Origin of the sequence: Polynucleobacter sp. AP-Ainpum-60-G11 (assembly GCF_018688375.1) — a bacterium.
In the GTDB taxonomy this organism is placed as follows: domain Bacteria; phylum Pseudomonadota; class Gammaproteobacteria; order Burkholderiales; family Burkholderiaceae; genus Polynucleobacter.
This window is the reverse complement of the sequence record NZ_CP061318.1, coordinates 1,505,843-1,528,126: the sequence shown is the minus strand read 5'-3', so window position 1 is coordinate 1,528,126 and position 22,284 is coordinate 1,505,843. Positions and strand designations below refer to the sequence as shown.

Here is a 22,284-nt window from a genome sequence, read left to right as displayed (position 1 = left end):
AAGATACTTCATGAATCATTTCTCTAAAACGCTAGCAACTCTATTGCTGGCACTTACTATTACTGCCCCTGTGCTAGGTCAATCTACGCAAGCTAGTAAATCTTCTGCTGTGTCAGCGCCTAGTGGCGATGTTGATAAGGTTGATATTGCCAAAAAATTAGCAAACCCTATCGCCAATATGATTTCAGTACCTCTGCAGTATGAGTTCAGTCGAGGTGTTGGAAAAAATCAAGGCGGCTCTGAGCAAACTTTACTGTTTCAGCCGGTAGCTCCATTTGACCTTGGGGGCGGCGATACATTTATTGTGCGTCCTATTGTTGCGGGAGCTAGAGAAGTCAGCGTCCAAAATGCAGCAGGCCAATCATTTTCAGGATACGGTATCGCAAGTGTTACGCTCGAATCTTTTTATGCGCCTAACACCAACTCTTCCTGGATCTGGGGTGTGGGCCCTTACGCTCAATCACCTTCTGGTAATAGCGGCAAATTTGGATCTCAACAAACTGGCGCCGGTGTGACGGCGGTTGTTCTCAATCGTGCTGGGCCTTGGACTTATGGTGCGTTGGGTTACCAATCTTGGAGTGTTGGTGGTAATCCAAGTTTTGGAACTCAAAATAATCTCTATGGCCAGCCTTTTATAGCCTATACGACTAAGACAGCTTGGACTCTCACTGCCAATATGGAAGCGCAATATAACTATGACGCACGCCGTACTTCAAATCCACTGTACGCGGGAGTCTCAAAGCTCATGGTATTTGATGGTGTGCCATTTCAGTTTGGCGCTGGACCAATGTACTACGTGAGTAATACGCCGGGCGGACCATCTGGCTGGGGCGCTCGTGCAACTGCAACCGTTGTGATTCTGAAATAATTTGTACCTAAGTTAGGAACTTAAGATGAAATTTGCACAAAAACTATTAAGCACATTATTGATGACCCAATGTGCGCTTACCTTTGCAAAAGGTAATGCTGACACCATTTTCTATGGTGGCCCTATTGTTACAGTGAATGCTAAGAATGAAGAAGTTCAGGCCCTTGCGGTTCAGAATGGGAAGATTGTTGCGGTTGGCACTAAAGATGCCATCACCCAAGAATGGCAGTCAAGCGGCACTAAGTTGGTTGATCTTCAAGGGCAAACATTGATGCCAGGCTTTGTTGAGCCACATGTCCATATTATGGTTACATCGGTTTTTGAAGGCTTGGGCTTGAATCTCAGCAACTTCTCATTGCCCTATGACACTAAAGAGACTTTGATTTCAAAAATGAAGGCTCACCTAAAAAATATTCCGCAGGGGGGTTGGTTGTTTGGGTTTGGCGTAGATCCATCACGTACAACGCCATTTATGGCAGAGCTTACGGCAGATGATTTGGATCAGGTTTCTAAAGAAGTTCCAATCTTCATTGTGAATCAGTCTGGCCACATTGGATATGTTAACCATAAGGCGATAGAGTTAGCAGGCATTACTGATAAGACTCCAAACCCCAAGGGTGGTGGTATCTATGTAAAAGATGCCAAAGGTAAGCTTACAGGCAAGTTGGTAGAGCCACCTTCTTACTTGCCATTCATGGCAAAGATGCCCAATCCTACTGAAGCTGAGTTGTTTGGTGCTATTCAGGGGACTATGAAGAAAATGGCATCAACAGGGGTAACAACTGCCTCCGATATGAGTGTTGGTGGTAATTTTGGCGTGGATAAAGAAGTGGCAATTTATAAAGCAATCTTCGCTAAAAATGCATCACCTATTCGGGTTCGTGGTTATTTATTTAGTGAGACTTTGCCTGCAGGCTATAACGCTATTAAGCCTAATGAGGGCGATGATAAGTTACGCTTTGTTGGAATCAAATACATCACCGATGGTTCTACACAAGGTTTAACGGCGGCACTCAACCAGCCTTACACTTATCCAAAAGATACTAAGTGGACTGGGGCATTGAACTATAAGGATGCTGATATTTATGCTTCCATGAAGTCGTTCTTTGATCAGGGTTGGCAGATTTCTTCACACTCTAATGGTGATAAAGCAATTGACCAAGCTTTGAATAGTTACGCTAAGCTTTTGACTGGCAATTCAAAGCCGCAAGAACGTCGCTTGCGTATTGAACACTTCACTGTGAATAGTGAGTCACAGGTGAAAAAAGCGGTGAAGTTGGGTGTAATACCTAGCTTTACTATTGGCCACGTCAATTATTGGGGTGCGGCATTTAGTAACCACATCATTGGATCAGAGCGTGCTGCGCGAATTGACCCAGCCGGAGACTTTAAGCGTTTGGGCGGTAAATTTACGCTTCATAGCGACTCACCGGTTTCCAATGTCGGACCTTTGAACTATGTAAGTGAAGAGGTAACGCGCCTATGGCAACTGCCTCCACAAAAAGTACTTGGGCCAACCCAAGCAGTTTCTGTTGATGATGCGATTCGTGCGATTACTATCGATGCCGCATATCAAATCTTTGCTGACAATATCGTGGGTAGCTTAGAGGTTGGTAAGCAAGCTGACTTGGTGGTATTGGAGAAGAATCCACGCAAGACTCCGCCAGCAGAAATTCGTAATATCAAAGTGAATGGAACCTGGATTGACGGTAAGCAGGTGAGTCTGAAATAAAAAAGCTTAACTAATTAAGTAGTCATGACAAACACTCGCTGATGCGGGTGTTTGTCTTTAATGGGCTAATGGTTATCTATCGCGGTCAAGTAGAAGAAAATTTTAGGAATCTTTATGAGTTTGAAATCAAAAATTATTTATGTATTCGTGGCGGGGCTTTTCTCAGGAACGGCTCTATCAGTACAGCTGATTGATCCCCCATCAACGCCGAAGATCGCTGAGATTACTGTTTTTGTGGCGAAGAAAATTGTCACAATGGACCCTGCCATTCCAAATGCCACGGCTGTAGCGGTTGCTGATGGCCGCATTCTATCGGTCGGCACATTAGAGGATATGAAGCCCTGGACTGATAGGTATCCAACCCAAATTAATAGACAGTTTGCAAACAAGGTAATGTATCCAGGCTTTATTGAGCCACATGCGCATCCTCTACTTGCTGGAGTCTTATTTAATAAGCCACTGCTAACGCCATCTCCAATGCCTAATCCATGGGGCGCCCCGTTTCCAGGGGTTCCTAACCTACAGGCGGCAATAGCGCAACTCAAAAAATATTCTACTGATATTAAAGATCCCAAGGAGACTCTATTGGCTTGGGGATACGATGTAGTGGCAATGGGCAAGTTGCCGGATCGTCAACTTCTAGATCAAGCATCAACAACAAGGCCGATCATTGTGTGGGATATCTCCGGCCATGATATGTACGTTAATAGTGCATTCATTAAGTCATATGACATCACACCAGAGAAGGTGAAAACTATCAAAGGCGTTGGTCTGGACAAAGATGGTCAGCTAAATGGCCAATTTTTGGAAATACCTGCGGTTACCTACATTCTTGGCTTGGCTGGAAAGAATGTTTTGAAGCCAGGTGAAATTCCAAATGATTACATGTATATCAATGACTTGATGCAGCAGGCGGGCATTACTACATCAGGTGATCTAGCTTTTGGTACTTTGAATATTGAAACTGAAACCAAAATAGCTAAGGCTTACACTACATCACCTCGCGGTGCTCTTCGTATCGTGCCAGTTGTTTATGCTGAACCATTTATTCAAAAGTATGGCGATAAAGCTATCCAAGAAGCCCAAAACTTGAGTCAGCTAGATAACGACAGATTGATTTTCCAAGGTGTGAAGTTTTATAGCGACGGTGGTTACTTGCCAGAAACGATGCGTATGGAGCATCCAGGCTACACAAATAACACTTTAGGTTCCTCTAATTACAAGTCATCAGTAGATTTTGCAAATACGATGAGACCTTGGTGGGATGCTGGTTTTCATATCCATATTCATAGCAATGGTGATATCGGAAATCAGCACTCAATCAATGCCTTGCAATTGATGATTGATGCAAAGCCGCGTTTTGATCATCGCTATACGATTAATCATTTCGGCATTCCATCTACTGCGATGGTAATGAAGATTAAGACATTAGGTGCAGTTGTAAGCGCCAATTTGTCTTATATCTCTGAACGTGCCAAGTTAGAGTACCCTGCCTTAGGTGTTGATCGTGCTTCTTATGCAACCCGTATTGGAACCTTAGTGCGCAGTGGCATTGTGACCTCCATTCACTCAGATGCACCAGTGTCAGCGCCGGCGCCATTAAAGGAGGTTTGGACTGCTGTTACCCGTAAAGATGTTTATAACGATGGCAAAGTCTGGGCGCCAGCTGAGGCTGTTAGTGCTAACGATGCCATGAAGATGATTACGATTAATGCTGCCTACACCTTGGGTGTCGAAGATAAGGTCGGAAGTATTGAGGCGGGTAAGTTTGCTGACTTTGCAGTACTAGATGCGGATCCACAAACAATCCCTAGCATCAAGATTAAAGATGTGGGAGTTGTTGCGACTATATTGGGTGGCAAAGTTATTCCGGTGTCTGAGACTAAGCAGTCTAGACCTTTACATTAATTGTCATGATGGTGGGTAAGTAATAAATGCCAGCCTTAGGGTTGGCATTTATCGCTATGTAGTCTATTTCACGCACTGCTCCAGCAGATGCTCTCGAAGCAATGTAGCTGGGGGAGATAAGGTTGCACCTTCTCTAGTTGCAATTAATAAATTGCGATTAGCCCAGGATTCTCTCAAGGGAATAGCTACTAGTCCCATGGCCTGGATCTGTGCTGCGCAAGCTTGGATGGGTAGAACGCCAATTCCCAGATTGGCTGCAATCATTTGGCACATTGCATCGTAGCTTCGCACTTGAATCCGTAATCGCATTTGCTTGCCTAACTTCTCGGCGCTTCTAGAGGTGAGCTCTAGAAGCGAGCTGCCTCGATTGAGTCCAACAAAGTCATACTCTAGGCACTCTTCAAAAGTAACGCTTTTCTTCTTGCTGAGTGGGTGAGATTTACTGCACGTAATAACGAGCTCATCATTGCCAATGACTTGAGTGTCTAAGCCGGTAGTGGGAGATCCTTCAGCAAATACGCCGATATCTGCAATTCCATCCATGAGGGCCCTCACAATATCGCCGCTAATCTGCTCTTCTACCTCAACCTGAATCTCGGGATGCTCTATAAGAAATTGCGCTAGAGCGGCTGGTAAAAATTCTGTGAGGGCTGACATATTCGCCCAGAGGCGAACATGTCCCTTCACCCCCTTGGAATACTCACCTAATTCATTGCTAAATTGTTCAAAACCTTGGAAGAGGCGTAGAGCATGTTGCATTACTGCATGGCCTGCTTGAGTCAGGGTGACGCCTCTGGCAGATCTATCAAGGAGAGAGATGCCCACCGTTTCCTCTAGCTCGGATATCCGCCGACTGGCTGCTGATAATGCGAGGCTACATTCATTCGCACCTTTGGTAATGCTTCCCGATTTTGCAACAGCGCAAAAGAGCTTGAGGGTGACAAAGTCGATTCTGGCAGGGTTTATGAAGGCGTTCATGAATATATTCTATCTAAGCCTTCGCAAAATGAGAAGGCTTGTTCAGTTCATAGCAATTCTCAGGCGGGGCAAATGGGCGTAATTTATTAAAAAAGTAGATTTAAGGATAGGTATGGAGCCATTAGCCAATTTGAAAGTGATTGAAATGGGGCAGTTAATTGCCGGCCCCTTTGCCGCCAAGACCTTAGCCGATTTTGGTGCCGATGTTATTAAGATTGAGCCACCAAAAGTAGGGGATGCCTTGCGTAAGTGGCGCTTACTCAAAGATGGCACTTCAGTCTGGTGGCAGGTTCAGTCACGAAATAAGCGCTCTCTTTCCCTGGATTTAAAACAAGCTGAAGCCCAAGACATTGTTCGCACTTTAATTACAGAGGCGGATGTTCTTATTGAAAATTTTCGGCCAGGCACTTTAGAGGGTTGGGGTCTTGCTCCTGAAGAATTGCTCGAGCTCAACCCTAAACTCATTGTTCTAAGAATTAGTGGATATGGTCAAACTGGTCCCTACCGCGATAAGCCGGGATTTGGCGTGGTGGCTGAGGCTATGGGTGGCCTGCGTCATCTCACTGCTGAGCCAGGTAGAGTGCCCGTGCGAGTTGGGGTGAGTATCGGCGATACCTTGGCATCACTACATGGTGTTATCGGAATTTTATTGGCGCTACAAGAGCGTCATCAAAGTGGCAAAGGTCAAGTGATCGATATAGCCTTGTATGAGGCAGTCTTTAATTGCATGGAAAGCTTGCTACCTGAGTACAGCGCCTTTGGTGAAGTTCGACAGGCTGGTGGTAGCGCTTTGCCAGGCATTGCTCCGAGCAATGCTTATCTTTGTACTGATGGTGGCTATGTACTAGTTGCTGGTAATGGCGATAGCATCTTCAAGCGTTTGATGAAGATGATTGATAGGGCAGATTTAGCCAATGATCCAGCGCTTGAAAATAACGATGGCAGAGTGGCTCGTGTTGCAGAGTTGGATCAGGCAATTGGTGTTTGGGCAAAAACAATGACTACAGATCAAGCCTTGGAGTTACTCGATTCTGTGGCGGTTCCTGCAGGGAAAATTTATACCATTGCTGATATTGCAAATGACCCACACTTCAAGGCACGGGGCAATATTGAAACAATCCAGATGCAAGACGGCAGCAAGCTAGATGTGCCCGGAGTAATTCCGAAGTTATCTCGCACACCAGGATCCATTAAAACCTTGGCTCCGAATATTGGCGAGAACACAGATGAAATTCTGCAAAGTATTGGATTAACCGAGGCACAGGTAGCATCGTTAAAAGAGCGCGGCATTGCCTTTACTAAATAATTATTAACTTAACTAGAAGATTCAATCTTATGACTAGAATTTATTTCAATGATGTTGTTACCAGGGACGGATTCCAGATTGAGCCCAACTTTATTCCGACTGATGACAAAGTTAAATTGGTGGATGAATTAAGCCAATGTGGATTTGCCAAGATTGAGGTAACTTCCTTTACATCACCCAAAGCCATTCCCATGTTGCGGGATGCCGAAGAGGTTATGGGCAGAATTCAACGTATTCCAGGAGTTGAGTACACAGTCTTGGTGCCCAACCTACGTGGGGCAGAGCGCGCTTTTGAGTCTCGCGCAGATGAGTTCAATCTTGTGATGTCGACTTCCGAAACTCATAATTTAGCTAATTTACGAATGGGCCGAGAAAAAAGCTTTGCAGGATTAGCTGAAGTCATTCAATTTGTTGATGGAAGAACGCCAATCAACGTTTCCTTATCAACAGCTTTTGGTTGCCCAATGGAGGGGGATGTTCCTCAGTCTGTGGTCGAGCAATTTGTTCAGCGCTTTGCGGATCTGGGTATACGCGGCGTGACTATTTGCGATACAACCGGAATGGCTCATCCTGCACAAGTTAGCAAAATGTCTGAAGATTTGCAGCAGAAGTTTGGCAATCTGCAGTTAACTTTTCATTTTCACAATACCCGTGGAATGGGGCTAGCTAACGTACTTGCAGCAGTGCAATCCGGAATTGTGCGCTTTGATGGCTCTCTTGGCGGTCTAGGAGGGTGCCCTTACGCACCAGGCGCCAGTGGCAACATCTCTAGTGAAGACGCGATTCATATGCTCGATGCGATGGGGTATGACACTGGGATTGATATTCCGCGTTTAATTGGGTTGGCGCGTGAGTTGCCGCTAATTGTGGGGCATGCTGTCCCAGGGCAAGTTGCTCAAGCTGGCAGCACTTGTGATTTGCATCCTGCACCTACTTATGTGGCAGAGTTACGTTAATTCTTATTGATTTCATTTTGAGGGCTTTTTCATGTGTAAATATTTTTCAAATCTGCATATTCTGACTTTAATATTGCTTGCACAAACTCCGTTTGCCGCCTATAGCCAAGACTCAGGTAAGTACCCAAATAAACCGATTACATTTATTGCATCATCTGCACCGGGTGGCACAACTGATTTCACGGCAAGAGTATTGGCTCAACCCCTTGGCGCTGCATTGGGTCAAACAATTGTGGTTGAGAATAAAGCGGGGGCCTCTGGTGCAATTGCAGCGGCAGCCGTGAAAAAATCCGATCCCGATGGCTACACTTTGCTTGTTCAGTACTCCGGCTATCACGTCATCACACCTTTGGTAAGCAAGAACCCACTGCCATGGGAGCTTAAGGATTTCCAGCCTGTAGCGAATGTAATTTCAGCTCCACAAATTGTGGTGGTCCGGGCTGACTTGCCATTTAAGACGATGAATGAACTCATTGCTTACGCTAAAGCAAATCCTGGCAAGTTAAATTACGCGTCTTCTGGTAACGGCTCCTTGCAGCACGTTACTGGTGCAATGCTTGAGCAACAAGCGGGCATCAAAATGACGCACATTCCTTACAAGGGAACTGGTCCCGCATTAGCTGATTTATTGGGTGGTCAGGTAGATCTCACATTCGGAACGCCCCCACCGTTCATCCCGCATATTCAGACTGGTAAATTGCGTGCCCTAGCCACTACTGGTAAAAAACGAATTCCGAGCCTACCGGATGTTCCTACAGCTGCTGAAGCAGGCTTGCCAAAACTAGACGCCACCTCATGGTTTGCAGTCTTTGCCCCAATCAATACGCCAGCGCCAATTGTGAATCAACTCACAACTGAAATTGCTAAGGTAATGTCTGCGCCAGCGTTTAAGCAAAAGGCAGTAGAGATGGGTGCAGAAGCTGTCTATATGAATCCCAAGCAATTGGATGAGTTTATTAAGGCCGAAAATGGCAGATGGACTTCGGTTGTTAAGGCGGCCAAGATTGAGGCTGATTGATAGAGGGTTGAATTAGATGATTGATCACTTAGACCACCTGGTATTAACCACTGCAAATGAAGAAGCCTGCGTTGACTTTTATACGCGCGTCATAGGGATGAAGCTAGAAAGCTTTATTGGCGGCACGCCACCAGTAGAGCGTAAGGCCTTTAAGTTTGGCAATCAAAAAATTAATCTGCACATTAAGGGCAAAGAATTTGAACCTAAAGCAGATATTCCGACGCCGGGATCTCTCGACCTGTGTTTTATTGCCGATAGACCACTAGAGCAAGTGATTTCAAAGCTCGGTGAGATGGGTTGGCCGATTATGGAGGGGCCGGTCATTCGAACTGGGGCCACTACAAAGATCAATTCAGTCTATGTGAGAGATCCAGATCAAAATCTCATTGAAATTAGTGTGCCAATTTAAGTCTGAGTGTATGAATCTGGAAACTTTTCTAAAAGTGCTTAGTGCAGAAGATTTTCCTGAGCCCGTTTTGGTGATTCGAGAGCGGAGTGGCTTCTTGGATAATCACGCCCACCCATTTGAGGTGAGGGCTCTAGTGACGCAAGGTCAAATCGATATTGTTATTGATGGCACTAAGCGCACTTATCTGACTGGAGACGTATTTCACTTGCCGCATAGTCAAGAACATGCTGAAAGTTATGGTAATGAAGGCGTTCAGTACTTAGCTAGTAGAAAAAACTAAGCCCATCCTACTTGCTGATGGTGGCTTTATGATGAGGGATGTCACTCATCCAGTCAGCAGGAATTCAAAGTCTTAAAGAAGGCCTTTCTAAATTAAAAGAAAGGTTTGACGGTACACAAGGTGAACCCTATATCGTCGAAAGCAACAAGTTTAAAGCCCTGTATTTTGATAGTGAGTCCACGCAAAGCTTAATGGACATGCAGGCGCCCATACGTTTAGTGGTGAGCTATACCGAAACTATGATGGGCTTTCTGCTTTTTCATACTGATCCCAGAAAAATTGCAATGATTGGTTTGGGCGGTGGATCCTTAGCTAAGTACTGCCACCACCATTTGCCGGCTGCATCTATTTTGGTTTTGGAAAATAACTCTAAAGTGATTGCACTTAAGGATAAATTCCATGTCCCGCAAAATACAGCCGAATTTCAGGTTTTGGAGGCTGACGGTGCAGCATATTTGCGCAATACTGAAGAGCAATTTGACGTATTGCTGGTTGATGGGTATACCAAGCTAGGACAAGCAGCCCAGCTCTGTAGTGAGGATTTCTATGCCAGTTGTCTGGCGTGCCTAAAGCCACATGGCATATTAGTGATCAACTTCTCGGGCGCAGCGGGGCTTAATCAGGTCTATCAAGAGCGCATTGATCGTGTTTTTGACTACCCGTCGGTCCTCGTGGTGGAGGATGATCGAATGAATCAAATTCTTTTTGTCAGCAATGGTTCGGATCTTCAAGCATCCGCAGAAGATCTATTAGGGCGATCGTCGACTTTAAGTAAGACTCACGACATTCATCTGGCTAGAACTACCCAGAACTTTTTGAATCAACGAAAGCTAGATGCCAGCTAGTTAAGGCCAAAGATTTTGATATGCATCAAGTACACTTTGTATATCAGGTTCAAAATATTAGAGCTATTTGACTATTTTTAATAAAGTGAGCCCCCATGAAGCTTGAATTTGTTGGTCCCGTATCTGTTTTAGAGAATGGTGATGTCTCCTATCCAGCAATACTTGACGGTAAAGCCCTCAAGTGCAGTTTTAGCTATGAGGCTCTTCAGGATTTGGATCCTGACAGCGTTGAGACGAATGCGTTGCAGTTATTTAAAAATCATCAATTAAAGTTGCTTTCGATAGCAGAGCAAAAAATTATCAACGGCCATGCTATTGATGGTGCCGTTCATTTGTTTAGCCATGATTTAATCCTGGATTGATCATTTTGTAGTGCTTAGTAGTCCGTTTTTTAATAAGAAAGAGAACCTATGTCATTTAATCACTCAGTAATTTGGATTGACCACCAAGAAGCACATGTTATTTATTTCAATCCCACTGCAAGTGAGAGTGAAGTGATCAAAACGAGATCTACGCACAAGAACATCCATCATAAAAGTGGAAACGTCAGTGGTGCGCATGCTGGACCAGACGAGCATTATTTGCATGAAGTGATTCAGGCAGTGAAAGAATCAAAAGAGATTTTGATTGTTGGACCAGGATCTGCAAAATTAGAGCTCATGAAGCATGCTACTAAGCATGATCATCTGATTGCTGACAAAGTAGTTGGCATTGAAACTGTTGATCATCCTACTGATGGACAGTTGCTAGCTTATGCAAAAAAATATTTCCATAAAGTCGATGCATTAAAAGGCGACACCGTAATTACTGGTTAATTAAGATGCCCCCTGAAACTGGGGGCAATTTTCCAATATTGCAAATACCACCTTAGTAGCCAACCTTTTAGTATTTAGGATTCTCATGTTCTTTGTATCAAGATTGCTGGTTCTCGTTTGCGCCTTGGCTTTAGTTGCTTGCCAGTCCACCGGTAGTGATGGAAAGCCTTTAACGGAGCAAGAGATTCTGCAAAAACGTCAAGCTACTCTAGCAATGTCTAAGACAGGCCTGGCCGCTTTGATTAAGCAAAATCCGGCGATTAAAAAAGAGGTCGAGACAGCCCCGGGATATGCCGTATTCAGCACAACGAACGTAAATGTGGTCTTACTCGTTCTCGCCAGAGGCGAAGGTGCGCTCTTTGATAAGCGTCGCCCGGAACCTATATTTATGGAGGCTATGAAAACCGGTGAAGGAGTTGGCGCGGGATATCAAGAGCAATACCAAGTCATCATCTTTAAAAATACCGATGCCATTGACCAGTTCTTACTAACATCGATTGATGGCCAGCGTGGCGGCATGGATGTTGATGCTAATTTCTCTGCAGGCTCTGGTGGAACTATTCGCTCTTTCAACCCCTACATCTCAATCTATACAGTGGGTTTATCTGGCTACGATCTGCAGGCTAACTATGGTGGAACCCTGTACTTAGTTGATAGACAACTCAATGATGCAAAGACATTGAACACCCTGCCAATAAAGAAAAATTGATTTAGGGGTATTGTTGTTGGTATCGCAGTGCGGTTTGAATGGTCTGAAAATGAATATCCACGGTCGACTGAATTTCTCTACCGTAGCCTCCAGCCATGCTAAATGCGATCGGAATTTGACGATCTAAGCCGTACTGGAAAACACATTCATCTCGCTGGCGCATTCCTTCTTTACTCACGCTGAGTTTTCCTAAGCGATCTCCTTCATGTGGATCGGCTCCGGCCAAGTAAATAATCAAGTCAGGTTTAAAGCGAGAATCTAGGATTTCTAGGCCTTGGTGGAGAGCTCTTATATAGATTTCATCGCCAGCTCCATCTGGCAAACCAATATCGAGATCACTTAGCTCTTTACTAAATGGGAAGTTATTTTCCCCATGTATCGATAGGGTAAATACAGAGGGATCATTTTCCAGAATGGAGGCAGTGCCATTGCCCTGGTGAACATCCAGGTCAACGATGGCAACCCTTAATTGGGAATTCACTTCTTTCTGAATCGCCCTAGCTGCAATCGCTGAATCATTAAAGACGCAGAACCCACTACCTTTATTGCGATAGGCATGGTGTGTGCCCCCAGCTAAATTTCCTGCGATACCTTCAGTGAGCGCAAGCTTTGCAGCTGCCAGTGTTGCTCCTGCAGATCTTCGCGAGCGCTCAACCATTTGGACGCTCCAGGGAAAGCCAATTTCTTGTTGCTCTTTTGAGTTGAGAGTGCCTTGTAGCACTTTGATCAGGTAGCTAGGATCATGTGCATACAGTATTTGAGTATCAGTGACGGTGGGGGCGTTCTCAAGTTGAATGCCATCCAATTGTGAAACTAAATCGCGCAGTCTTCCATACTTCTCCATCGGAAAGCGGTGTCCGGCGGGAAGTGGTAAAACATAGTGATCTGCGTAAAAAGCTTTCAAAGCAATCTCTTTCTCGATTTTGCTTTGTAGTCTATTCGTTTTTAAATGGGTCGGTATGAGTAAGTCAGAAAAGTCTGGATTTAAAGGAAATAAATCCTTTTTGCCAAGTAAGTTATGTGTGACTTGCGGCAGGGAGATGACTTGGCGTAAATCTTGGGCTAAAAACTGGGAGTCTATTAAGTATTGCTCCGATGCCTGCCGACTCAAGAAATCTTCTGCAGTCGTACCTGGGGTGAAATAAGTGAGCACTCTCATTTATTGGTTTAGAAATGACCTTAGGCTGATAGATAACCCGGCTTTATTGGAGGCTTGTCTTCGTGCTGACAGATTGTTGCCGGTATACATTCATCTTCCGCAGGCACGGGAGACTCATACTTTGGGCTTCCCAAGAGGGGATCGTCATCGCCGAGTATTTTTGCGGGAATCTTTGAATGATTTAAAGGCGCAACTTCGTACCCTGGGATCTGATTTATTGGAGTATGAGGGCGAACCCGCGGAAGTGCTTCTGGAGTTGGCGCAATTCACACGTGCCAGTGCGGTTTATTGTGAGCGCATTGAAGCCCCAGAAGAAATACATCAGAGCCAGGCAATTCAAGAGCGGGGAATCTTGCTTAAGGAGTTCTGGCAATCAAGCATGTTATCGCTGGAGTGTCTGCCCTTTCCAGTTCAAGATATGCCAGACATGTTTACCCAGTTTCGTAAAAAAGTAGAGAACGCAGGCTTAAGATTTTCAGCGCCAGTAGTAGCGCCTTCGAAAATACCCTCCTTGCCTGAACTTGTAGAGACTTCCTTGATAAGAACTGCTGAGCAAGCTAACACCTCACCCTATCTGTTTGCAGGTGGTGAGCGCAGCGCTCTTGATCATCTAAAGCAATATCTAGCAAGGCGCCTACCAGATACCTATAAAGAAACTCGCAACCAACTCATTGGCAAGGACTATTCCAGTAAGTTTTCTCCCTGGCTTGCTTTGGGTTGTCTCTCCGCTAGGACGGTTGCTACTGAGTTAACTGCGTATGAACAATCTCATGGTGCTAATGACGGTACTTATTGGTTGTGGTTTGAGTTGCTATGGCGAGATTATTTCCGTTTCCTGCACTTTAAATATGGGAAGCAGCTCTATCAAGCTCAGGGCTTAAGTGACGCCCCTGTCATGCGCAGTAATCTTCAAAGCTTTGAGTCATGGCAGGCTGGCGCTACTGGTGAGCCTCTAGTAGATGCCGGAATGCGTGAGTTACTCAAAACTGGCTATCTGTCTAATCGCATGCGTCAGGTTGTTGCCAGTTACTGGATCTATGATTTACAGGGTGATTGGCGCTTAGGCGCTGCCTGGTTTGAGTCTCAGTTGCTTGACTATGATGTTTATAGCAATCAAGGTAACTGGCTATATTTAGCCGGACGAGGAACGGATCCTCGAGGGGGAAGGCGTTTTAATATCGCCAAACAAACCCAAGATCACGATCCCCAGGGGGAGTATCAAAGGCTATGGCTTTGAGAGTATTGCAGTAGCACCTCCAGGGATACTTTCTCCAAGGCGTTTGCGTGCGTGCTTTCCAATTGAATTGTGGGGGCACAATTCGCCTCTAAGGCTTCAATCCAACGATTAAGGCAAAGGCACCACTGGTCGCCTGCTATGAGACCTGGAAATTGATATTCAGGTCGTGGAGTAATGAGGTCATTGCCTCTTTTGAGGCTGAACTGTAGAAAGTCATTCGTCATAATTGCGCAAACTAGATGACTGCCCGCATCTTCCTCATTGGTCTTGCAGCACCCATCCCTAAAAAATCCCGTTAAAGGATCGAAAGAGCAGGGCACTAAAGGTTGGCCCAATACATTTAAGGTGATGGCATCTTGCATAAGTATTCTTTGTATTAAAAATGAGAGTGAAACCGCTTTAAGGGCTTGGGTACAACTTAAAAGATAGCGGCTTTCCGGCTGAGTCTACTTTGACTAAGACCATATCACCCGAGTTAACAACCTCGCCAACATAAGATTGAATATTGACGTGGTGAGTCACCATAATGATGGGTATATTTGGAGATTGTTTTGTCTCAACTGCAATGAATTTTGTTAATTCTTCCGTCTGCTTTTTTGCCTGACTCATGTCATCAAAGAATGAGCCTAAGGCAAGCTCTTTTTTAACCGCCCCTTTATTTAGAAGGGTCGCTGTATCTACGCATCGACACCATGGGCTACTGTAGACCTTTGCCTGCTGAATGCCTTGCTTAGATAGCCAGTCACCAATAGTCTTAGCTTGCTTCCGCCCTAGGTCGCCCAGATTACGCTGAGTAGAGCATTGACTGATTTGATAATTTTTTGGGTCACCATACCCAGGGGCATCTGCATGTCTCATTAAAAGCACATGCGTCCCATCTTGGAGTTTGTTGGCTAATTCACTTTGCGCTACAACCAAATTGCTCTGGGCCAAAAGCAGGGCGCAAAGGGCTAGAAAAAAAGATAAGCGTAGTTTCATAAAGATGTGTGGCTTACCAGGGTAAGCGTTCTCCTGAGTAGCTAATAAAGGTACCTGAATCTTCTTTGCTCAGTGAGAGCAATACATTGAGCATATCTTGCGCAGCATCCAAAGGGGGTCTACCAATTTGCTCGCCCTTAAAGGGTTTTGATAAGCGAGAATTAACCGTCCCTGGATGTAGTGCTACAAGCGCAGTGTGTGGTTTAGTTCTAGTGAATTCAATCGATGCCGTTTTGATGAGCATATTGAGTGCAGCCTTAGAGGCGCGGTAGCTGTACCAGCCACCGAGACGATTGTCTTCAATGCTGCCTACCTTAGCCGAGAGTGTTGCCATCACGGATCCTGCCGGGTCTAGTATCTTAGAAAAATGCTTAATCGTGAGGCCAGGGCCTATTGCGTTTATCTGCATCAGTGTTTGTAGTTGCTCTGGATTAAGGTCATCCAGCTTTTTCTCTGGCATCCACTCGCTAGAGTGCAAGATTCCAATGGTATTAATAATGAGCTGAAATGGTGCTTGGTCTGCAAGGGCTTTTGCTGCCCCCTCAATCGTAGTGAGATCCTGGTAATCAATCGGGTTAGCAGAGCTGCGATTGATGCCGATGACCTCTGAACACGCTGGGTCATTCTCAAGCAATTCCATAAAGGCAGAGCCGATGGTTCCTGAGGAGCCGATCACGAGTGCTCGGAAAGAATTAGGAATTAATGACATGAATGGGGTAAATGAATGGGGTCCAGCCAGTTTATTGAATAAGTCTTAAACTTGCTTGATGTCAACGCGCCTACCTCAAATACTTTCCGAAGCCGATCTCTCGAGGTTAATTGAGATGGCTTGGGAGGATCGCACCCCTTTTGATGCGATTGAGGCTACTTTTGGATATTCCGAGCCTCAGGTAAAAGCTTTGATGAGGAAAAATCTCAAGCGTAATTCTTTTGAGCTGTGGCGCAAGCGAGTAACTGGCAGAGCCACTAAGCATGTAGCCTTACGCAGCAAGTTAGTTACTCGCGCTTACTGTGCAACTCAGTACAAACAAAAGTAAGCCCCATGAAAAAGCTCACCATGTTCTATGACGGTCTTTGCCCACTATGTCAGGCAGAAATTCAATTTCTGTCCGGGCGTAATCAAGCGGGGTTACTAAACTTTGTAGACATCAACTCCGATCAATATTCTCCTGAGCGTGTGGGGGTCTCTTGTGATCGGGCCCTAGCTTCAATGTGCGCTCAATATGATGATGGTCAGCTCATTGAGGGGGTTGAGGTATTTTCGGCCGCTTATAGTCGCGCTAATCTACCTAAACTCGCATGGATTTTTTCTAGACCGGCACTTAAGCCTTTTTGGAATGTTGGCTATCGATTTTTCGCAAAGCATCGCCATGCGATTTCTGCCTTACTGGGCCCTACAGCTTTGCGACTAGTGAATAGAAAAGGGTGAAGATATGAAACTGACATATTCATTGGTGATCACTCTGGCCCTCAGTGCGGTACCTCCAATTGGTTTTGCTAAGGAGCCTCCACACATCAAAAGTATGATGGGTCAAACCCAACTGCAAGGGCTTGGAAAGCTGAACTTTTGGGGATTCCATGTGTACGACGCTAATTTATATCGTGGCAGCGCCAAGGATTCGCAGGAGTTTGCTCTCGAGCTGAAATACCAGAGATCTTTCTCTGGCGAAGCAATCGCCAGCCGCACAGCTGATGAGATGAGAAATTTAGGCGTAGCTGATACTCAAGCGACCTCTTGGGGTAAAGAGCTTGCGAGCATTCTTCCCAACGTGGAGCCTGGTCAAACTATTGCAGCTGTCTACATACCTAAGCAGGGGACCAGTTTCTTTTTTGAGGGTAAAAAAATATCCCAAATTCAGGGTGCCGATTTTGCGAAAGCCTTCTTTGGTATTTGGCTAGATTCCAAAACCAGCGCACCAAAACTCAGAACAGAATTATTAGGACAGGGTTGTCCGCCACCACTTATTTCGGGAGCATGTTAAATGCGTAGAACTTATATGACTGCCAAATGGGTGCTCGTTGGCTTGGTATCGGCGAGCTTATTTGCCTGCTCATCGCCTTCAGTTACTCAGTACGCCAAGGAAAAACCCAGTTTAGACCTCAGTGAATACTTCAACGGCACGATTGATGTCTATGGGATTTTTACTGACCGTAGTGGCGAGGTTAAAAAGCGATTTACCGTACTCTTAGTCGCGCAGTGGAAAGTCGTGGACGGTAAAAAAGTAGGCACTCTGGATGAGAGCTTTGAATATTCCGATGGGACTAAGCAAAAACGCATTTGGACTTTGACTGAAACTGCTCCTGGTAAATATATTGGCACAGCAGATGATGTAGTGGGTGAGGCTTTAGGTGAGTCAGCAGGTAATGCACTCAACTGGGCTTACACCTTAGCCTTGCCAGTTGACGGCACTATCTATCATGTGCAATTTAATGATTGGATGTATTTAGTTACACCAAAGGTCATGCTCAATAAAGCCAAGATGAGTAAGTTTGGGATTGATTTGGGTGAAGTTACTTTAAGTTTCTATAAGCGCTAGTTAATGGCTTATTCGTATTTCAGATTCATCTATCAGCAAGAAAGACTAGTTTGAAAAAGCTCATATTAATTTTGGGTGATCAACTAGATGTGGATAGTGCCGCCTTAAAAGACATCAATCCCAAGACTGATGAAATATTGATGGTGGAGTCAGCCAATGAGGCTCAGCACGTTTGGTCTCACAAGGCGCGAATAGTTTTATTTTTATCGGCTATGCGCCACTTTGCGGAATATCTTAAAAGCCAAGGATTTTCCCTTACCTACGTTCAGCACTCCCCCAAGAGTATTGTTGAGAATCTCAAAAGCAAAATCATTAAGGAAAAATTTACGCATCTGATCTGCGTAGAGCCTGGTGAATGGCGTCTTAAGCAGTTGATTGAAGCTTTGTCGGAAGAGCTTCAGGTTTTTTTAGACATGCGACAAGATAGCCACTTTTATTGCACGCATTCTGAATTCAAAGAATGGGTTGCCAACAAAAAAGAGTTACGGCTTGAATACTTTTATAGACTCATGCGTAAAACCCATGGGATCTTGGTGGATCAAGATGGTAACCCTGAAGGTGGGCAGTGGAACTTTGATCGAGATAATCGCAAGCCTTTCCCCAAAAAAGGCCCTGGCTTAATTCCGCCTCCAGAATTATTTGAACCCGATGCCATCACGAAGACTCTTATTGCTGAGGTAGAGGAGCGTTATCCGGATCATCCGGGATCCCTTGCGCGCTTTCAGTGGCCAGTTACTCGTCAGCAAGCACTTCAGGCTCTTGAGGGATTTGTAGAGCATCGCTTAGCAACCTTCGGTAGCTATGAAGATGCTATGTGGACCGATACGCCTTTTGGCTGGCACTCACTGTTGTCGAGTTCATTAAATCTAAAGTTACTCAATCCCAGGGAAGTTATTAATGCAGTTGTGGCGGCCTGGAAAAAAGAGGATTTAGAGATGGCGACGGTAGAGGGATTCATTCGCCAGATCTTAGGTTGGCGAGAATTTGTGCGTGGCATGTACTACCTCGATATGCCACAAATGGCGCTGGATAATTTTTACAATCATCAGAATCGATTGCCAGCCTGGTATTGGACTGGTGACACCAAGATGAAGTGTATGCAGGAGGCAATCGGGCAGACTTTGGAATATGGGTATGCCCATCACATCCAGCGCCTCATGGTGACAGGCAACTTTGCCCTGCTGGCAGAAATTCTGCCAAAAGAGGTGTGTGATTGGTATTTGGCGGTTTACATAGATGCAATTGAGTGGGTGGAGCTGCCCAATACAGCAGGTATGGCCTTATTTGCGAGTGGTGGCCGCTTTACCAGCAAGCCTTACATTGCCAGCGGGGCTTACATTAAGAGAATGAGTAACTATTGCGGCTCTTGCCAATACAAGCCAGATATTCGGTTTGGAGAGGGCGCCTGCCCGATGACTAATTTGTACTGGAACTTCTTAATTCAGCATCGCACTCAATTTGAGGCAAGCCCACGTACCCGGCTAATGACAGCCAATTTATCTCGAATTAGTGAAGCCGACCAACAGGCAATTGCGATTCATGCCAAAGGCTTGCTAGGGGATTTGAACTCCCTGTAATGGGCTTATCCGATCTATAAGCGGCTACAACGCATTTTGTCAATTTGTGTCACACTTTCGCTAAATAAATCAGCGGGTTAAAGAACCATGAGAATTGAAGACACGGATCCAGCACGGCATGCCGGTATTGAGTACCCCATGGAAGTGGGCGCGCCTGTATTTGCACCAATCAAAGTCCTGGAGGAAAAAGACAAGGCAGTCAATGTCGCTCGCCAAAATGCCAAGCTTGAATATGATCGCATCATGGAGCAAGCTGAAGTATTGATGAAGCAGGCACGTTCGCTTCAGGCGCGATTAGATGCTACGGAAATGGTTCATAGCGCTAAATTTAGTTTTAACCCCCTGCATGGCAAAACCTACCATCTGTATTTTGATAGTCGCATTGGTTTAAATGTATTAATTCAGAATGGACCTGACCAATGGAGCTGCGGTATCCCTGATGCCTGGACTTATTCCATGGCGGTCAAAAAGCTAGGTGATAGCACATGGGCTGTCGTTGAGGATGAAGATCTTGTATCGTCCTCTGTTGCAGTAAGATAATTTTTTCAATATAAAAATAATAAGGTGACTTGTGACAACTGCTCGAATTGTTAGTCTTTCAGAACTCGGTAGCGCTGACGTAATCCAATTAATTGATAAAGAGTTGCCAGCTCCGGGTAAGGGTGAAGTACAGCTTCGCCAAACTGCGATTGGTTTTAACTTTATTGATGTGTATCAGCGCTCAGGTGTTTACCCATTGGAATTGCCAACAGGCTTAGGTCATGAGGCAGTTGGCGTAGTCGAAGCCCTTGGTGAAGGTGTTACTCGCTTCAAGGTAGGTGATCGTGTGATGTATATGAATGCCGGCATCGGTGCTTATGCGAGTGCGCGTAATGTTGCTGTAGATAAGCTAGTATCTGTACCAGACGGCGTATCCGATGAAGTAGCTGCGGCTGTTTTCTTTAAGGCAATGACTGCGCAATACTTGGTACAGAAAACATATAAAGTGAAATCTGGAGACGTGGTGCTAGTGCATGCTGCCGCTGGTGGAGTTGGCCAGATTTTGGCGGGATGGGCAAAATCATTAGGCGCTTTTGTGGTTGGCACTGTAGGATCTGAGGCCAAGTTTGCTGCTGCAAAAGAAGCGGGATGTGATGCCGTGGTGGATTATTCGAAGCCGAATTGGGTTGAAGAGGTTATCAAGGCTACAGGTGGTCGTAAAGCGAATGTAGTTTATGACTCAGTTGCTAAAACCACATTCTTAGGATCTTTAGACTGTGCAGCGCCATTTGGCACAGTAGCTTTATTTGGTGCAGCCTCTGGCCCAGCGCCAGAAATTCATCCAGAGATTTTGAACAAGAAGGGCTGCCTCTTTTTAACTAGACCCTCTGTCTTCCCGCATAACGCTACTCCAGAGCTGCTACAAGAAAATGCTCGTGCAGTATTTGATGCGATTGCCCAAGGTCGCGTGAAAGTGCAGATCGGTGCCAAGTTCACGCTGGAGCAGGCAGCTGATGCACATAAGGCTGCTGAGGGAAGAAAAGTTTCAGGAGCGATTGTGATCATGCCTTAATGTGGGTTACCGCACATGAGATCTAATGATGTAGCTCGTTGAAGAGCCCTGCTTGTGCGGGGCTTTTTTAATTTCTACTCGACCGCTAATTGATTCACTTAACTGTAGAATGAAATACAAGCACTTACGCTAATTAACAGAGGCTCACATGAACTTCTATATCAAGACGATTCTTTCTACAATCTGTCTTACTTGCTTTTCAATGACATACGCACAAATTCCAAATACTCAATATTCTCAGGGAGTCTCCTATATCTCTGGCGGGGTAGGAGAAGAAGAGTCACAGGCGATTTTGGCGGAAGCAAAGCAGTGGCCTGTTTTACTAGAGTTATCGCAGCTTGAAAATGGTCGTGGTGTTTGGATTTTTGGTGCCAAGATCAAAATTCTGAATGCCAATAATCAAGTCGTATTTGATGCGCAAGCCGATGGCCCTTACATGCTCATTAATTTACCTACAGGCGATTACCAGCTTGAGGGAACTTATGAAGAGAAAGTTCAAAAGAGATCTATTGCCGTAAAGTCGACATTGCCACAGAAGATCAATCTCTTTTGGAGATCCTCTTGAACCTGATTTCATCTAAAGTGTTGCAGCAGCTCGCACCTCATGGTGTTCTCTCTGCTGGAGTCTATTTGGGTAACTTCTTATTGGTTACTGGTCGATCATCTGCTGGTGAGCTGATTGGTATTGCGCCAGATATCTGTAGAGCTATTGCAAAGCATTTGGATGTTGAGCTCAATCTACATGGCTTCAATACTCAGGATGAGTTGCTTGAGGCTGCCGTCAGCGGAAGCTGCGGTATCGTATTGTTGGGCTCTGATCCCGCTCGCGCTCAAAAGGTCACGTTTACACCTGCTTATGTCGAACTAGAAGCCTGCTACTTGGTGCCTGCTGATTCACCTATCACTGATTTGTCGCAGGTAGATCAGCCGGGCATTCGGATTGCATCTTTTTACAAGAGTGCTTATGACCTTTGGCTACAGCGCAATCTTAAATATGCCAGCTTAGTACATGCTGATAGCGTGAAGGCAAGCAATGAAATATTTATCAGTGAAAAATTAGATGCTTTAGCGGGCTTAAAATCCGGCCTAGTTTCCGTTTCTCAAGATATCCCTGGATCAAGAATTCTGGACGGCCAATTTACCGGAATACAGCAGGCAATTGCTACTCAAAAATCCCACCAAGAGTCGATTGAGTTTTTAAATGCCTGTGTAGCGGAATTCATCGAATCCGGTTTAGTGGCTGATCTCATTAGGCAATATCAGGTCCGGGGACTATCAGTCGCAAAACTTTCTAAAGCGTCCGCAGAGGGCAAGTAATCCTTGTTTTCCCGGAAAATGGCATTAAGCCTATGTAGTTACAGCGTGCGTGAGAGAGGTATTCCCCCCTCAATCCGCTTATAATTGGCTAAGCGATTGAATT

28 protein-coding genes are annotated in these 22,284 nt (G+C 45.2%); 23 read left to right on the top strand and 5 right to left on the bottom strand.

All coding sequences use genetic code 11. The annotated features are described in order from the left end of the window. Nucleotides 1-10: 10 nt before the first annotated feature. The 3 genes from FD971_RS07980 (at nucleotide 11) to FD971_RS07970 (ending at nucleotide 4,508) form a co-directional block, all read left to right on the top strand. Nucleotides 11-868, top strand: a complete 858-nt coding sequence (locus FD971_RS07980) for a hypothetical protein (protein ID WP_215333804.1) — start codon at nucleotides 11-13, stop codon at nucleotides 866-868. A 25-nt stretch (nucleotides 869-893) separates the two neighbouring features. Next, entirely contained in the window at nucleotides 894-2,600 is a 1,707-nt protein-coding gene (locus tag FD971_RS07975) for an amidohydrolase (protein WP_215333803.1), read from the top strand. A 114-nt stretch (nucleotides 2,601-2,714) separates the two neighbouring features. Next, nucleotides 2,715-4,508, top strand: coding sequence for an amidohydrolase (locus FD971_RS07970; RefSeq protein WP_215333802.1), 1,794 nt, complete (start codon nucleotides 2,715-2,717; stop codon nucleotides 4,506-4,508). Between the two features lie 63 nt (nucleotides 4,509-4,571). On the opposite strand, the gene FD971_RS07965 is transcribed toward FD971_RS07970, so the two are convergent. After that, nucleotides 4,572-5,486 (bottom strand): LysR family transcriptional regulator, encoded by a 915-nt coding sequence (locus tag FD971_RS07965; protein WP_215333801.1) that lies wholly within the window; start codon nucleotides 5,484-5,486, stop codon nucleotides 4,572-4,574. Nucleotides 5,487-5,598: 112 nt separating this feature from the next. Here FD971_RS07965 and FD971_RS07960 point away from each other — a divergent pair, with 112 nt between their 5' ends. The 9 genes from FD971_RS07960 to FD971_RS07920 all read left to right on the top strand — a co-directional run bounded on the left by FD971_RS07960 (nucleotide 5,599) and on the right by FD971_RS07920 (nucleotide 11,824). Continuing rightward, nucleotides 5,599-6,792, top strand: a complete 1,194-nt coding sequence (locus tag FD971_RS07960) for a CaiB/BaiF CoA-transferase family protein (protein WP_215333800.1) — start codon at nucleotides 5,599-5,601, stop codon at nucleotides 6,790-6,792. Nucleotides 6,793-6,821: 29 nt separating this feature from the next. Next, the gene (locus FD971_RS07955; protein ID WP_215333799.1) at nucleotides 6,822-7,748 is read left to right on the top strand and encodes a hydroxymethylglutaryl-CoA lyase; all 927 of its coding nucleotides are present in this window, start codon (nucleotides 6,822-6,824) and stop codon (nucleotides 7,746-7,748) included. Between the two features lie 31 nt (nucleotides 7,749-7,779). Next, the gene (locus FD971_RS07950) at nucleotides 7,780-8,766 is read left to right on the top strand and encodes a tripartite tricarboxylate transporter substrate binding protein (protein ID WP_215333798.1); all 987 of its coding nucleotides are present in this window, start codon (nucleotides 7,780-7,782) and stop codon (nucleotides 8,764-8,766) included. Nucleotides 8,767-8,782: 16 nt separating this feature from the next. Further along, entirely contained in the window at nucleotides 8,783-9,175 is a 393-nt protein-coding gene (locus tag FD971_RS07945) for a VOC family protein (protein WP_215333797.1), read from the top strand. Between the two features lie 10 nt (nucleotides 9,176-9,185). Further along, complete coding sequence (locus FD971_RS07940) at nucleotides 9,186-9,455, top strand: cupin domain-containing protein (RefSeq protein ID WP_215333796.1); 270 nt, start codon at nucleotides 9,186-9,188, stop codon at nucleotides 9,453-9,455. A gap of 38 nt (nucleotides 9,456-9,493) precedes the next feature. After that, nucleotides 9,494-10,300, top strand: a complete 807-nt coding sequence (locus FD971_RS07935) for a hypothetical protein (protein WP_215333795.1) — start codon at nucleotides 9,494-9,496, stop codon at nucleotides 10,298-10,300. Nucleotides 10,301-10,395: 95 nt separating this feature from the next. Then, on the top strand, nucleotides 10,396-10,662 hold the full coding sequence (locus tag FD971_RS07930) for a DUF1488 family protein (RefSeq protein ID WP_215333794.1): 267 nt from the start codon (nucleotides 10,396-10,398) through the stop codon (nucleotides 10,660-10,662). Nucleotides 10,663-10,710: 48 nt separating this feature from the next. Next, nucleotides 10,711-11,115 carry a translational machinery protein gene (locus FD971_RS07925; protein WP_215333793.1) on the top strand — a complete coding sequence of 135 codons (405 nt, stop codon included), beginning with the start codon at nucleotides 10,711-10,713 and terminating at the stop codon, nucleotides 11,113-11,115. Nucleotides 11,116-11,200: 85 nt separating this feature from the next. Continuing rightward, complete coding sequence (locus FD971_RS07920; RefSeq protein ID WP_251368613.1) at nucleotides 11,201-11,824, top strand: hypothetical protein; 624 nt, start codon at nucleotides 11,201-11,203, stop codon at nucleotides 11,822-11,824. Between the two features lies 1 nt (nucleotide 11,825). Here FD971_RS07920 and FD971_RS07915 read toward each other — a convergent pair whose 3' ends face one another. Next, nucleotides 11,826-12,728, bottom strand: coding sequence for a histone deacetylase (locus FD971_RS07915; RefSeq protein ID WP_215333792.1), 903 nt, complete (start codon nucleotides 12,726-12,728; stop codon nucleotides 11,826-11,828). A 55-nt stretch (nucleotides 12,729-12,783) separates the two neighbouring features. Between FD971_RS07915 and FD971_RS07910 the strand changes: the two genes are divergently transcribed. Next, a complete protein-coding gene (locus tag FD971_RS07910) occupies nucleotides 12,784-12,969 on the top strand; it encodes a DUF2256 domain-containing protein (RefSeq protein ID WP_215333791.1) in 186 nt (61 codons plus the stop codon). Next, nucleotides 12,970-14,220 (top strand): DASH family cryptochrome, encoded by a 1,251-nt coding sequence (locus tag FD971_RS07905; protein WP_215333790.1) that lies wholly within the window; start codon nucleotides 12,970-12,972, stop codon nucleotides 14,218-14,220. It abuts the gene before it with no gap. Here FD971_RS07905 and FD971_RS07900 read toward each other — a convergent pair. The 3 genes from FD971_RS07900 to FD971_RS07890 form a co-directional block, all read right to left on the bottom strand. Continuing rightward, nucleotides 14,202-14,582, bottom strand: coding sequence for a DUF2237 family protein (locus FD971_RS07900; protein ID WP_215333788.1), 381 nt, complete (start codon nucleotides 14,580-14,582; stop codon nucleotides 14,202-14,204). The genes FD971_RS07905 and FD971_RS07900 overlap by 19 nt on opposite strands. Before the next feature lie 37 nt (nucleotides 14,583-14,619). Next, nucleotides 14,620-15,078, bottom strand: a complete 459-nt coding sequence (locus FD971_RS07895) for a histidine phosphatase family protein (protein ID WP_251368715.1) — start codon at nucleotides 15,076-15,078, stop codon at nucleotides 14,620-14,622. 133 nt (nucleotides 15,079-15,211) lie between these two features. Continuing rightward, the gene (locus tag FD971_RS07890; protein ID WP_215333786.1) at nucleotides 15,212-15,907 is read right to left on the bottom strand and encodes an SDR family NAD(P)-dependent oxidoreductase; all 696 of its coding nucleotides are present in this window, start codon (nucleotides 15,905-15,907) and stop codon (nucleotides 15,212-15,214) included. A gap of 58 nt (nucleotides 15,908-15,965) precedes the next feature. On the opposite strand from FD971_RS07890, the gene FD971_RS07885 reads away from it, so the two are divergent. From FD971_RS07885 to FD971_RS07845, 9 genes are all read left to right on the top strand, one after another. Next, entirely contained in the window at nucleotides 15,966-16,235 is a 270-nt protein-coding gene (locus tag FD971_RS07885) for a TIGR03643 family protein (RefSeq protein ID WP_215333785.1), read from the top strand. A gap of 5 nt (nucleotides 16,236-16,240) precedes the next feature. Next, a complete protein-coding gene (locus FD971_RS07880; RefSeq protein ID WP_215333784.1) occupies nucleotides 16,241-16,627 on the top strand; it encodes a thiol-disulfide oxidoreductase DCC family protein in 387 nt (128 codons plus the stop codon). 4 nt (nucleotides 16,628-16,631) lie between these two features. Beyond that, nucleotides 16,632-17,180, top strand: a complete 549-nt coding sequence (locus FD971_RS07875) for a chalcone isomerase family protein (protein WP_215333783.1) — start codon at nucleotides 16,632-16,634, stop codon at nucleotides 17,178-17,180. Continuing rightward, nucleotides 17,181-17,735 (top strand): DUF3833 domain-containing protein, encoded by a 555-nt coding sequence (locus FD971_RS07870; protein ID WP_371743031.1) that lies wholly within the window; start codon nucleotides 17,181-17,183, stop codon nucleotides 17,733-17,735. It begins immediately after the preceding gene. A gap of 50 nt (nucleotides 17,736-17,785) precedes the next feature. Next, complete coding sequence (locus FD971_RS07865; RefSeq protein ID WP_251368612.1) at nucleotides 17,786-19,312, top strand: cryptochrome/photolyase family protein; 1,527 nt, start codon at nucleotides 17,786-17,788, stop codon at nucleotides 19,310-19,312. 87 nt (nucleotides 19,313-19,399) lie between these two features. Then, a complete protein-coding gene (locus FD971_RS07860; RefSeq protein ID WP_215333782.1) occupies nucleotides 19,400-19,852 on the top strand; it encodes a DUF2452 domain-containing protein in 453 nt (150 codons plus the stop codon). Nucleotides 19,853-19,883: 31 nt separating this feature from the next. Beyond that, nucleotides 19,884-20,864 (top strand): quinone oxidoreductase, encoded by a 981-nt coding sequence (locus tag FD971_RS07855; protein WP_215333781.1) that lies wholly within the window; start codon nucleotides 19,884-19,886, stop codon nucleotides 20,862-20,864. 202 nt (nucleotides 20,865-21,066) lie between these two features. Continuing rightward, on the top strand, nucleotides 21,067-21,429 hold the full coding sequence (locus FD971_RS07850; RefSeq protein ID WP_251368611.1) for a carboxypeptidase-like regulatory domain-containing protein: 363 nt from the start codon (nucleotides 21,067-21,069) through the stop codon (nucleotides 21,427-21,429). Further along, nucleotides 21,426-22,181, top strand: a complete 756-nt coding sequence (locus FD971_RS07845) for a transporter substrate-binding domain-containing protein (RefSeq protein ID WP_215333779.1) — start codon at nucleotides 21,426-21,428, stop codon at nucleotides 22,179-22,181. Before FD971_RS07850 ends, FD971_RS07845 begins: the two co-directional genes overlap by 4 nt. Nucleotides 22,182-22,284: the final 103 nt, after the last annotated feature.